The sequence below is a fragment of the Gardnerella sp. DNF00257 genome (assembly GCF_049262745.1).
GTDB classification, from domain to species: Bacteria; Actinomycetota; Actinomycetes; order Actinomycetales; family Bifidobacteriaceae; genus Bifidobacterium; species Bifidobacterium piotii.
The window spans coordinates 1030058-1043194 of sequence record NZ_CP058403.1 but is presented as its reverse complement, the minus strand read 5'-3'; the positions used below and the strand labels follow the sequence as shown (position 1 = coordinate 1043194).

Genomic DNA, 13137 nt, shown 5'->3' with positions numbered 1-13137 from the left:
TCTTGATTAGTCTTGATTAGTCTTGATTAGTCTTGATTAGTCTCGTCTTAATTACTCTAATTTTTACACGTTTTACTTAAAAAGTGAGATGATTAAGTTATGTTGTTGCATCTTTATTTAGTTCGTCATGGTCAAACCATGTTTAATTGCTACAATCGCTTGCAAGGATGGAGCAATTCTCCACTAACTCAAAAAGGGCTTAAAGACGCCGATTTAGCGGCTAAAAAGCTTAAGAACATTGTTTTTGCTGCCGCATATTGCTCCGATACAACTCGCGCGCAAATCACAGCTGAGCGTATTTTAAGCGAAAACGAAAAGAATACGCATATTCGTCCGCATCTTGTAAGCGATATGCATTTTCGCGAACAATGCTACGGATATTTTGAAGGCCAAGATATGAATATGGCTTGGTGGGCTGCAGGTGCGCCTCATGGAGCAAAAACGTATAACGAAATCGTTGAAAAATTTGGTCTTGCTGCAACTCGAGACATGCTTAAAGAGGCCGACCCATTCCACGATGCAGAGTCAGATATTGAATATTGGAAGCGTGTTGAAGGCGGTTTCAAAATAATCGCAAGCAATCCAGCGTTAAAAGATGGAGACAACGTTTTGCAAATCTCCCACGGAAACACGCTTTTAAGCCTTATGCATCGTTTTGCCCCTGTTGGCTACGATTTGAGTGAGCGACCGCAAAATGGAAGTGTAACTCGCCTTGATTTCAACACAGCAGAGCCGATTGACCAAGCTATAACAATTAAGGGATATAACGAGTAAATGCGATTAGTTTGCGCAAAAAATGTTCGTTAAGTGTTCACTAAATGTTCGCTAGATTTTCAAAAAGAGTCTTGACTCTTCGTTAATCTTTTAATACATTGCGTGGGTAGTCGTGTGTAAAACAGCAGGAAAGAGGTTACGATGAGCGTTGGAGACATTGCTGCTCTAATTGCGGCGATTTCGTTTGCGGTGCTTTCGGGATTTATGATTTATCCGCTTATTCGGCTGGGTAAAATGTTTAATCAGATTTCTCAAACTGTTAAAGAATCGGGCGAGCACGCTTTGCCTGCTATCGACGAATCTGTTACCACAGTAAAACAAGTGAACAAAACACTTGAAGACGTTAATGCTGTTACAGATGCTGCTCGCACTACAGCTACAAATGTTGGCGCTCTTACGGATTTGTATGGCGCTTTTCTTGGAAAGCCAGTTGTTAAAATTGCATCTGCTTGCTATGCGCTTAAAGACACTTTTAATGCGTTCTTTAATAAGGCTACTGTTCCAACGGATGCTGCAGAATCTTCCGCTAGGCATGCGGCAAATTCTGGCGAGTCGTTTACGCCTAAGGGGGAGTGATGTTTAAGCGTTTATTTTGGATTTGCATCGGTTTTGTAATGGGAGTTATGTCTGTTACAAAAGCTCGCGCGTACGTTAAGGAAAAGTTCCCACAAAACGCTAGGAATTTCTTCTTCGATAAAGATCCAAAAAATCTTACTTTAAGCACGATTTTGTCTTTGTACAATGATTTTAATTCCAGCAGAAAAGCCCACGAGTCGCAGATTAACTCTAAGTATGCTAGTAAGTATGCCGATAAGCGTGACGATTCGTTTACAAATAAGTCTTATACTAAGTAGTTACTAAGTGGTCTTATACTAAGTCTAAATAAATAAAAAGGAGTTCGTACCCATGCGCACAGCAGAAATTGCAAAGCGTTATCTTGATTATTTTGCTAAGAATGGCCATATGGTTGTACCTTCGGCATCGCTGATTTCTCCAAATCCAACGACGCTTTTCACGATTGCAGGCATGGTTCCATTCATACCTTATCTTTTGGGAGAGCAAACGCCTCCTTCTCGCAGAATGACGTCTAACCAAAAGTGCGTGCGTACTCTCGATATTGACGAAGTTGGTAAAACAACTCGTCATGGCACCTTCTTCCAAATGGTTGGAAACTTTAGTTTTGGCGACTATTTTAAGGAAGAAGCAATCCACTACGCTTGGGAGCTTTTAACAACTCCGCAAGATAAGGGCGGCTATGGTTTTGACCCAGAAAAACTTTGGGTAACTACTTATACCGACGACGACGAAGCTCGCGCAATTTGGAAGAATGAGGGCTTCGACCCAGAGCACATGCAAGTTTTTGGCATGGAAGATAACTTCTGGACTACTGGTGGCCCTGGCCCTGGCGGCCCATGCTCCGAGATCTACGTGGATCGCGGTCCAGAATACGGCAAGGATGGCGGTCCTGCTGCCGACGAATCTCGTTTTATTGAGATTTGGGATTTGGTTTTTGAGAACTTCCAGGTAGACAACGTAAAGTCTAAGACCGATTTGCACATTGTTGGTGAGCTTGATCAAAAGAATATTGATACAGGCGCTGGTTTGGAACGTTTGGCTTACCTTATGCAAGGCAAGGAAAACATTTACGAGACTGACGAAGTTTATCCAGTTATTGAAGCTGCAGAAAAGCTTAGCGGCGTAAAGTACGGCAGCAACGCCGATGCGGATGTTCGTTTCCGCGTTGTGGCAGATCACGTGCGTTCCGCGTTGATGATTATGAGCGATGGCGTGCGTCCAAGCAATGTTGGCCGCGGATACGTGCTTCGCCGTCTTCTTCGCAGAACTGTTCGCGCAATGCGCATGCTTGGTGTGCAAGACCCAGTTTTGCCAACCTTGTTCCCAGTTTCTAAGGGCGCTATGGAACCAAGCTACCCAGAGCTTAACAACACTTTCCACGAGGTTAGCGAAGCTGCATACGGTGAGGAAGATGCGTTCCGCCGCACTCTAGAAAAGGGCACGACTATTCTTGACTTGGCTGTTGAAAAAGCCAAGAAGGAACACAAGGATGACCCTATTGTTGGTGGCTCCGACGCATTTACTTTGCACGATACTTACGGCTTCCCAATTGAGTTGACTCTAGAGATGGCTGCTGAGCAGGGTGTTAAGGTTGATGAAGCTAAGTTCCGCGAGCTTATGAGCGAGCAGAAAGGCCGCGCTCGCGCGGATGCTTTGAAGAAGCGTCACAATGTGGACGTTAGCGTTTACGACGACATTAAGAAGGAACTCGAAAAGCCAATCGACTTCCTCGGTTACACAGACTTTTCCAGCCGTTCCAACGTTTTGGCAATTGTTGAAGCAGGTAAAGGCTCCGTTAAAAGCGTTAGCGCTCCTGCAAACGTTGAGGTTATTCTTGATCGCACGCCATTCTATGCTGAGCGCGGTGGCCAGATTGCTGATCAGGGAGAAATTATTTCCGACGACGGCGCAATTTTGGAGGTTGACGATGTTCAGCGTCCAATTAAGGATTTGATTGTTCACAGCTGCCGACTTACTGAAGGTACGCTTAGCGTTGGTGCTACAGTGAACACAAATATTGATCAGGTTCGTAGAGCTGCTTTGGCTAGAAGCCACACTGCTACACACACTCTTCACAAGGCTTTGCGAGAAGAGCTTGGCCCGCAGGCAACTCAGCGCGGTTCTGTAGTAGATCCAGACCGTTTGCGCTTTGACTTCCAATGGCCAAAGGCTGTTGATAAGGATGCGTTGTTGCGCGTAGAAGCTCGCGTAAACGAGCGCATTCGCGAAGACTTGCAAGTTGTTCCAAAGGAAATGCCAATTGACGACGCTTTCAAGCTTGGAGCAATGCACTTGTTCGGCGAAAAGTATGGCGATATTGTTCGCGTTGTAGAGATTGGCGACGGCTGGAGCCGCGAGCTTTGTGGCGGTACTCATGCTAAGAGCACTGGCAAGATTGGTATGGTTACAATCCTTTCCGAGTCTTCTATTGGCTCTGGCGTGCGTAGAATTGACGCGCTTTGCGGCGAAGAAGCATACGAGTATGGCGCTCGCGAGCATGCTTTGGTTGCGCAACTTGCAGACATGGTTAACGCTCGTCCAGACGAGTTGGCTGAGCGCTTAGAGTCTTTGCTTAACAAGATGAAGGATTCCGATCGCAAGCTTGCTTCTGTTTACGAATCTCAGCTTAATGAGGCTGTTCCAGAATTAGTTGAATCGGCTAAACAAAGCAGCTCAAAGATTAAGCTTGCTGTAAAGAATGTTGGAAACTTCGGTTCCTTCGACGCTTTGCGCAAGACTGTTCTTGACGTTCGTTCTCGCTTGGGCGAAGATTCGCCAGTAGTTGTTGCGTTGTGCGGTGTAAACGAGAGTGATAAGCCAATGGTTGCTGTTGCTACTAACGATGCAGCTCGCTCGGCTGGCGCTAAGGCTGGCGACTTGGTGCGTACAGCTTCCAAGGTTCTTGGCGGCGGCGGCGGCGGCAAGCCAGACTTTGCTCAAGGTGGCGGTGCGGATGCTTCTAAGATTGATGAAGCACTCGAGGCCGTGAAAGCCGAAGTTTTGAAGCTATAGTCAAAAGGTTAAATGTTTAAGATGTTTAACACTCGAGCCAAATTAATAAGTTGAGTTTTCGTATGATTTGGCTTGGCGTTGATTTAGGAGATGCCAGGGTTGGGCTTTCTAAGTCCGACCCTGAGCTGACTTTTGCTCACCCAATCGGTAATATTCAAGCCTATGGCGACTCATTTAATGCGATTGAAGACGTTATTAACGTTATAGAAGATAATAGTGTGAGCCGAGTCGTAGTTGGTTTGCCTCTGCAATTAGACGGATCTGAAGGAAAGTCTGCTAAAAAAGCGCGCAGATGGGGTGCTAATTTAGCCAAGCGCATTAAATCGCTTTTTGATTATGGCGATTGGTCGCTTGATTTTATTCCAGAAATCGTTTTTAACGACGAACGACTAACAACAGTTACTGCTCATAGGCAATTGTTAGATGCTGATTTTTCCACTAAAAAGCATCGTCCAATGGTTGATCAGCAATCGGCAGTATTGATTTTGCAATCTGCGATTGACGATTACAGAAATGCTTGCAAAAATGTAAAAGGCGACTTGCAAGACGACTCGCAAAGTGAATCGCAAAGTGACTCCATCAGAAAGGAAGCGTTTAATGAGTGAGAATATAGACGATTTTTTCAATCAAAACGCTAAATGGAGTCACAATTCATCCAATCCTCCTGTTCCGCCAAAATCGCGAAAAGCAAGAAATGCGCGTAGAAATCGCAAAAGTAAAAGAAATCGTATAGTTGCATTCATTCTTGTACTAGTTTTTGCGTTGCTATTTGTTGTTGGATACGGCTTATATCGCGTTGCGGTTTATGTAAGAAACAATAGTCAGTCTGCAATTATGGAAGACTGGCCAGGTCCTGGAAGTGGGTTCGTTGAATTTACGATTGAACCAGGTCAAGGATCTGTAGAAGTGGGAAATAACCTTGTTAAGGCGCAGGTTGTAAAGTCGCAATCCACTTTTTCTAATATTGTTGCAGCAAATAACAAGATTTTGTACCCAGGAATTTACGCGCTTAAAAAACACATGAATTCAATGGACGTAGTGGAAATTCTTTCCGACCAAAGCAAGGCTGGTGGATTCTTAGACGTTAAAGCAGGGGAGCGCGCAACGGAGGTTATTCGCAAGGCTGCACAAATCTCGGGAATTGACATTGCTCAATTTAACGCGATTCAAAAAGCGGACGGAGCGGGGATTTTGCCGTCAGAAGCGTGCGGCAGCTTTGAAGGATGGTTGGAGCCTGGAGTTTACAACGTAAAATCCATGAAGTCTGCTAACAAGATACTGGCAAAAATGGTAGATAAGCGCGTTAAAAAGCTTGATTCTCTGGGCGTTCCTAAGGGTGATTTGCGTCAAAAGATTCTTAAAATTGCTTCCATTGCAGAAGCAGAAGTCAATAATCGCGAATACTACGGCAAAGTTTCGCGCGTAATCTTAAATCGTTTAGCTAAAGACATGCCTTTGGGAATGGATACTACGGTTGCATACGGAATTGGGATTAAGGCGATTAACCTTACGCAATCGCAGCTAGACGATGCAAGCAACCCGTACAACACTAGGATTCACAAGGGGCTGCCACCTACTCCTATAAGCATTCCTGGAGATAACGCGATTTTGGCGGCTCTTAATCCAGCGAATGGTCCATGGATTTATTTTGTTACAACCAACTTAAAGACAGGCGAAACTAAGTTTGCGGATAACTACGACGATTTCTTAGAGATCCGCGACGAGTATAAGCGTTCCAACGAAAACGCCAACTAGCGCGACGACCTGCCTTTTCGCTTAGAGCGTAGCGCGAAAAGGCAATTCGGAGCGCTGAGCTTGCTTAAGGTTGAAAGCACAGTGTGCTTTCAACGCAAGCGAAGACGCGAGCGCGCTTAGACCGCGCTAACGACAGGACCTACCTTCTCACTTTAAGCGTAGCGCGCTCCTTGCTTTGTATTGCGCGAGGTTTGAGTATTTCTCTCCTCGCAGGCGCGCCAACCTGCCTTCGAGCTTAGAGCGTAGCGCGAGAAGGCAATTTGGAGCGCTGAGCAGCTCAAGTCAGAAGCACTGCTTCTGCGCTGCGAAGACGTGAGCGCGGCTAATCCGCGCGAACGACATTCTCTGTTTGCTGTTTCGAGAGGGCTGGCTAATTCTTGTCTCACAACGCTCCGCCTATTACGTGTAGTCTGTTGTTGCGGTTGTTCCGATTTGGCTTTGATTTTGTTTTTTGAGTTGAAGTTTGTTTGTAGGGTGAGTCATTGGATTATTTGGTATCGGCTGCCGCTCTTATACTGTTCGACCAAGAATAACCCAGCCCTCTTGCATGCTAGAACTTTTGCGTATCTTTCATCACCGAGATTCTCGATTTTTCTTGCTGCTTCAGCGAATCACCATTTCATGCTGAGGTTCGCTTCATTCGCCGCGAAAAATCTCGAATCTCCACCTTACTTAACGCTATAAAATCGCAGCAAAAAGTTCAAAGCATAACAGCGATGATTGCAGATGCAGCTAATACTGGTACGAACGGGATTTTATTTTGTTTATTTTGCACAAGATGCTCGCGGAAAAATCGCAAGCAGACTTTAGAGCAGATTTTCCACACTAAAATCCAAATTAATCCAAATATTCCAACTAATGCAAACCAGTAGATTATGCAGCCGAATCCAAATAGCGCCAAAGCTTGAGCAATCATAGAAGCGCACGTAACGTCGCCAAATCCGAGTGCTCCGCGCATGCAAAGTTTTTGCACCAAAACGTAGAATGCAAAAACTGTTATTGCGCAAAGCCAGCCGCGCAAAAGAAAATTAACATTGTGCAAAGTAATCAGCGAAAAAATAAGGTTCGCTGCAGATTGTGCAAAAGCAGCTAGTACAACCCAAAGTCTAGGCACAACGCGGATGATTAAATCCGTTGCGCACAGTGCAATCGTGCATACAAGCGTTGGCGTTGCAAATAAACACGCCATAATAAACTGACTCATTCGATTATGCTAAATAAGCGAAAATTGCATTGCAACAAATTTTGCTCAATGTGGTTAAAGGCTTGTGTGATAGATTTCGTGGATTGTGAGCAATACTTAGTGGTTAGTAGAATACAGATTTAGAATCGAGTATTGATTTAAAATAAAGAACAGTATTAAGTTCAAGAAGTATAACAATAAATATAACGCACAACGCGATTGGAGAAGGCATGCTTAGATGGCAAACGGCAGGGGAGTCGCATGGTGAAGCGCTGGTGGCAATGATTGAAGGAGTGCCAGCAGGAGTTAAGATTACTAGCGCAGACATTGTTTCTGCTCTTGCGCGTAGACGACTTGGATATGGTCGTGGAGCGCGAATGAAGTTTGAGCAAGACAAAGTGCGTTTGCTTACAGGCGTTCGCCACGGTGTTACTCTTGGGTCTCCAATTGCAATCGAAATCGCAAATAGCGAGTGGCCAAAGTGGGTTGAAGTGATGAGTGCAGATCCGCTAGACCATGATTTGCCAAAAGAAGGCCGTAACGCGCCTCTTTCTAGGCCGCGACCTGGGCATGCGGATTTAACAGGCATGCGTAAATACGGTTTTAGTGATTCTCGCGAGGTTTTGGAGCGTTCGAGTGCAAGGGAAACGGCTTCTCGCGTGGCTTTAGGCGCTGTAGCTGATGCGTTTTTGCACCAAGCGTTGGGTGTGCGCACAGTTGCGCACGTTATTGGGATCGGCGGCGAATATGTAAGCAAAAGTTTAGCCCTTCCAACACCAGATGATATTGAGGCGTTGGATGCTTCGCCTGTTCGTACTCTAGATAAAGATGCCGAAGCGCGCATGATGGCTCGCATTGATGAAGCAAAGGCCAATGCAGATACGCTTGGCGGTGTTGTAGAGGTTTTGGCATACGGCATGCCTGCTGGAGTTGGAACGTATGTTGAGTCGGATCGCCGTTTGGATGCGGCGTTGGCGGCGGCGCTTATGGGAATCCAGGCGATTAAAGGCGTGGAAATTGGAGACGGTTTTGAAGAAGCAAATCGCCCTGGCTCGGCTGCTCACGACGAAATCATAACAGGCGAAGATGGCAACATTGCGCGCCTTAGCAATCGTGCTGGAGGAATTGAAGGCGGAATGTCAAATGGAGAGACAATTCGCGTGCGTGCAGCAATGAAGCCGATTCCGTCTATTCCGCGTGCTTTGCGAACGGTAGATGTTCTTACTGGCCAGCCAGCTCAAGCGATTAATCAGCGCTCCGATTTTACGGCAGTTCCAGCCGCTTCTGTAGTTGCAGAGGCAATGGTTCGGTTAACGCTTGCAAAGTATGCGTTAGAAAAGTTTGGTGGAGATTCGCTAGAAGAAACTGCTAGGAATGCTAAGAGTTACGTTCAATCTTGGAAAGAGCATATGAGATGAGCGAAGAATCTTTGCAAAGTTCCACTCACGGTGTGCCTAAATACAAAATGCCGTTAGCTGTTATAATCGGCATGCCTGCAGCTGGAAAAACGCGTGTTGGCAAGGAATTAGCGCATATTTTGAATGTTCCTTTTATAGATACAGACGATTTAATTGAGCAAAAAATCAATATGCCGATTAGCCAATATTTTAAGGATTTTGGCGAAGAGTCTTTTAGAGATATTGAAGCTCAAATTGTTAAAGATGCTATTTTTGCAGATTCTGAGCAATCCGCCCCAATAATCGCCCTCGGCGGTGGCTCTCCAATGCGCCCACAAACGCAAGAAGTCTTAAAAAAATATACAAAACTCGGCGGCCGCGTTGTTTACTTGCAAGTGGATCCAAACGATGCAATTGAGCGCGTAAGTTGGAATTCAAATCGCCCTATGCTAAGCGGCAAAGACGGAGCAAAACGGTGGTTGGATTTGTTTGCTAAAAGAGACCCCGTGTTTTGTAAAGTAGCGAATTTGCACGCTCGCGTTTATGAATTAACGCCAAAACCTGCCGCAAGAAAGCTGAAAGATATGATTATGCAACGAATTGTGCATGTAAGTGGCAAAGATATTGAAGACTACAATGTTCACATTGGCGCTGGTGCTATGAGTCTTTTGCCGCAAATGCTTGGAAAAGAGCCTGTTCGAGTAGCTTTGATTCACACTCAGCCTGTTCAAAGGCATAGCGATAAAGCAAGAACTATTTTGCGCGCTGCTGGCTACGATGTTTTCGACATTCTTATTCCAGACGCAGAGGCTGGTAAAACTGTTAAGGTTGCGGATTTTGTATGGTCGCATCTTGCAAATGCTGGTTTTACGCGTTCGGATGCGATTGTTGGCTTGGGTGGTGGAGCAGCCACAGATTTGGCTGGATTCGTTGCATCTACTTGGATGCGCGGAATCCGCTACGTAAATTGCCCAACTTCGCTTCTTGCTATGGTAGATGCTTCGACTGGCGGAAAAACTGGCGTAAATACTGCGTTTGGCAAGAATTTGGTTGGTAGTTTTTACACGCCTGCAGGTGTTTTGGCAGATACTTGCGCGTTTTCTACTCTCAATAACGATATTTTTGTTGAAGGCTTAGGAGAGGTTGCAAAATCAGGGTTTATTGGCGATACAAGCATCCTAAAAATTCTGGAAAATCCGCAAAATGCTAGCAAGTTACGCACTCTCGATGGCTCTTCTGTTTTAAGCGATTCACACTTGAACAATATGGTTTGCGATTTAATAGAAAAAAGCGTGCGCGTTAAGGCGTACCACGTTTCTAACGACTTAAAAGAGCAAGGTTTGCGCGAGTTTTTAAACTACGGCCACACTCTTGGGCATGCAATTGAGCAAATAGAGCATTTTTCTTGGCGTCACGGAAACGCGGTTGCTGTTGGAATGGTTTTTGCGGCGGAGCTTGCGCAAATTTTGGGCTATTTAAGTCCAGAAGACGTTGAGTATCATCGTTCACTTTTAAAGTCACTTGGATTGCCAATATCTTGGAATGGAGGCGGCAGTAGTGACGATGCTTTTAATAAGGTTCTTGACTTAATGCATAAAGATAAAAAAGCTAGAGGCAACACCTTGCGATTTGTTGTTTTAGACGGGATTGGAAACCCGATTCACTTAGATAATCCGCCGCTGGAGGCGATTCGCGAAGCGTTTAATAAGATTAGAGGTTAGAAAATGGTAGATGTAGAAAACGCGCAAAATTCAGAAAATTCAAAAAACGCTATAAATATGCGCAAAGTTTTGGTAGTAAATGGCCCAAATTTGGGGCGATTAGGCGTTCGCCAGCCAGACGTTTATGGCAATCAAGATTTTGAAGCACTGTGCTCGCTTTGCAAAAAGTGGGCGCAAAAGCTTAACTTGCAAGTAGAAGTACGCCAAAGCGACGACGAAGCACAAATGGTGCACTGGATGCACGAAGCAGCTGATACGCATACTCCAGTAGTTATGAATCCTGCTGCTTTTACTCACTATAGTTATGCGCTCGCGGATGCTGCTCACATGGTTTTGGATGCTGGAGTGCCACTAGTGGAAGTGCATATTTCTAATCCTTCTGCGCGCGATGCTTTTCGTAAAATTAGCGTTATTAGCGCTGTTGCAACTGGCACTATTACAGGCATGGGGCTGTACGGTTACAAGCTTGCGCTAGAAGCTGTTGCTCATTGTTTAACACCCGAGTCGAGGCTCGAAGATACTATGGAGTTCCATGGTTAGAAGAAAACATGGTAACTCTCAGGAGCATATTACAAAGCATATTTTTGTTACTGGTGGCGTTGTTTCGTCCCTCGGAAAAGGTCTTACTGCATCGTCTTTAGGTAGGCTTTTGCGAAGCCGCGGTCTTCACGTTTTGCAACAAAAACTTGATCCTTACATCAATGTTGACCCAGGCACAATGAACCCATTCCAACATGGTGAGGTTTACGTTACAGAAGATGGCGCAGAAACAGATCTTGATATTGGTCACTACGAGCGATTCCTTGATGTTTTCTTAAGTCAAAAAGCAAATGTTACAACTGGCCAGATTTATCAATCCGTGCTTAGAAAAGAGCGCGCTGGCGAGTATTTGGGTCAGTGCGTGCAAGTTATTCCACACATTACTGGCGAGATTAAGTCGCGTATGCGTGCGCAAGCTAGCGACGATGTAGACGTTATTATTACGGAAATCGGCGGTACTGTTGGAGATATTGAGTCGCAGCCATTCTTGGAAGCTGCTCGCGAAGTTCGCCGCGATTTAGGTCCAGAAAATTGCATGTTTGTGCACGTTTCCTTGGTGCCTTATATTGCTGCAGCTCATGAGTTGAAGACTAAGCCAACTCAACATTCCGTAATGATGCTTCGCTCTCTTGGTATTTCTCCAGACGCGCTTGTTTTGCGTTCGGATCGCCCTCTTAATCAAGGCATTAAAGACAAGATTTCGCTTATGTGCGATGTTGATGCAGAAGGCGTTGTGAATTGCGTGGATGCTCCAAGCATTTACGATGTTCCAAAGATTTTGTTCAACGAGGGCTTGGATGCTTACGTTGTGCGCGAGCTTGAGCTTCCATTCCACGATGTTGATTGGAACGAGTGGGAAGATTTGCTTGAGCGCGTTCATCATCCAAAGCATGAGCTAAACATTGCAATCGTTGGAAAGTACATTGATTTACCAGATGCGTATCTTTCCGTTACGGAGGCCATTAAGGCTGGCGGTTTTGCAAACTGGGCTAAGGTAAACGTGCGATGGGTTGCTGCCGATAAGTGCGAAACTCAAGAAGGTGCTGCTGCAGCTCTCGATCAAATGGACGGCATGGTTATTCCAGGCGGCTTCGGCATTCGTGGCATCGAAGGTAAGATTGGCGCGCTCCGTTACGCTCGCGAGCATGGCCTGCCAACTCTTGGTCTTTGCCTTGGCTTGCAATCTGTGGTTATTGAGTACGCTCGTCACGTGCTTGGACTTGAGGATGCTAATTCCACAGAGTTTGAAAAGGATTGTGGAGATCCAGTAATCGCAACTATGGAAGAGCAAAAAGATATTGTTGCTGGCAAGGGAGATATGGGTCACACAATGAGACTCGGTTCTTATCCTGCAACTCTTGAAGAAGGCTCTATTGTTGCTGAGCTTTACGGTTCTACGCATGTTACCGAGCGTCATCGTCACCGTTACGAAGTGAACGTGGCTTATAAGGATCGTTTGCGCGAAGCTGGCTTGCGTATTAGCGGCCAAAGCCCAGACGGTAATTTGACTGAGTTTGTGGAGCTTCCAAAGAGTGTTCACCCATTCTATGTTGCAACTCAAGCTCATCCAGAGTTTAAGTCTCGTCCAACTAAGCCTCATCCTTTGTTTGCTGGATTAGTGGCGGCTGCTCTTGAGCATCAAACAAATAACGCTAAGTGATTTAAGCTGCTAGCTATTTGACTTAAATTATTAAGTGGTGTAAACTCGTGACTTTGGGTGCGATTTTACACCACTTTTTATTTTGATTAATATTTAATCATCTTGTTGCATATTTTGCATCGTTTAACATGATTGTTACATATTCCAGATGCAAATTTACATTTTTGTAATATCACTGCAGATGTAAAAGACTTGGCAAAATATCGCATAGAATACGATTTAATCTAATATTTTTCTATTACAATAGTTGTTTTTACTGTTTATATACAAAATAACAGTAAATTTTACATTTAGACTTTGAGCTTGCGTTGTTTAATAAAATCCGTATGATTGAATTTTAATCAACGAAGAGGCCTCCTTATTGGCTTTGCAAAGAATCCATCTGGCAATAAATACTAGGTGGATTTTATTTATTAAGCCTATAGAGCCTGTAAAGCGTAAAGGCTTTGCAAAGCTTGTAATGAGACTTTTTCGTGATAATTAATGGAATCCTGCCATACCCAACGTTAGGAGAAAACA

11 protein-coding genes are annotated in these 13137 nt (G+C 44.9%); 10 read left to right on the top strand and 1 reads right to left on the bottom strand.

Translation table 11 applies throughout. The features are described from left to right. Positions 1 to 99: 99 nt before the first annotated feature. The 6 genes from HXT23_RS03980 (at position 100) to mltG (ending at position 6117) form a co-directional block, all read left to right on the top strand. Entirely contained in the window at positions 100 to 774 is a 675-nt protein-coding gene (locus HXT23_RS03980; RefSeq protein ID WP_032815178.1) for a histidine phosphatase family protein, read from the top strand. Positions 775 to 915: 141 nt separating this feature from the next. Beyond that, positions 916 to 1350: a DUF948 domain-containing protein gene (locus HXT23_RS03975; RefSeq protein WP_004131946.1), complete on the top strand. Its 435-nt coding sequence runs from the start codon at positions 916 to 918 to the stop codon at positions 1348 to 1350. Next, entirely contained in the window at positions 1350 to 1628 is a 279-nt protein-coding gene (locus HXT23_RS03970; RefSeq protein ID WP_004131948.1) for a hypothetical protein, read from the top strand. The genes HXT23_RS03975 and HXT23_RS03970 overlap by 1 nt, the downstream gene beginning before the upstream one ends. 52 nt (positions 1629 to 1680) lie before the next feature. After that, positions 1681 to 4362, top strand: coding sequence for an alanine--tRNA ligase (gene alaS / locus HXT23_RS03965; RefSeq protein WP_102704700.1), 2682 nt, complete (start codon positions 1681 to 1683; stop codon positions 4360 to 4362). 62 nt (positions 4363 to 4424) lie between these two features. Then, a complete protein-coding gene (gene ruvX / locus HXT23_RS03960) occupies positions 4425 to 4967 on the top strand; it encodes a Holliday junction resolvase RuvX (protein ID WP_102704699.1) in 543 nt (180 codons plus the stop codon). Beyond that, the gene (gene mltG, locus HXT23_RS03955) at positions 4960 to 6117 is read left to right on the top strand and encodes an endolytic transglycosylase MltG (RefSeq protein ID WP_422112722.1); all 1158 of its coding nucleotides are present in this window, start codon (positions 4960 to 4962) and stop codon (positions 6115 to 6117) included. The genes ruvX and mltG overlap by 8 nt, the downstream gene beginning before the upstream one ends. 700 nt (positions 6118 to 6817) lie before the next feature. On the opposite strand, the gene HXT23_RS03950 is transcribed toward mltG, so the two are convergent. Beyond that, a complete protein-coding gene (locus HXT23_RS03950) occupies positions 6818 to 7321 on the bottom strand; it encodes a peptidase A24 (RefSeq protein ID WP_102704697.1) in 504 nt (167 codons plus the stop codon). A gap of 209 nt (positions 7322 to 7530) precedes the next feature. Between HXT23_RS03950 and aroC the strand changes: the two genes are divergently transcribed. From aroC to HXT23_RS03930, 4 genes are read left to right on the top strand one after another with little or no spacing between them, the layout of a single operon-like run. Next, positions 7531 to 8718 carry a chorismate synthase gene (aroC, locus tag HXT23_RS03945; protein WP_422112721.1) on the top strand — a complete coding sequence of 396 codons (1188 nt, stop codon included), beginning with the start codon at positions 7531 to 7533 and terminating at the stop codon, positions 8716 to 8718. Then, positions 8715 to 10418 (top strand): bifunctional shikimate kinase/3-dehydroquinate synthase, encoded by a 1704-nt coding sequence (locus tag HXT23_RS03940; RefSeq protein ID WP_422112720.1) that lies wholly within the window; start codon positions 8715 to 8717, stop codon positions 10416 to 10418. The genes aroC and HXT23_RS03940 overlap by 4 nt, the downstream gene beginning before the upstream one ends. A gap of 57 nt (positions 10419 to 10475) precedes the next feature. Beyond that, on the top strand, positions 10476 to 10958 hold the full coding sequence (gene aroQ / locus HXT23_RS03935; RefSeq protein ID WP_162861550.1) for a type II 3-dehydroquinate dehydratase: 483 nt from the start codon (positions 10476 to 10478) through the stop codon (positions 10956 to 10958). Next, entirely contained in the window at positions 10951 to 12618 is a 1668-nt protein-coding gene (locus HXT23_RS03930; RefSeq protein ID WP_422112719.1) for a CTP synthase, read from the top strand. The genes aroQ and HXT23_RS03930 overlap by 8 nt, the downstream gene beginning before the upstream one ends. Positions 12619 to 13137 lie beyond the last annotated feature (519 nt).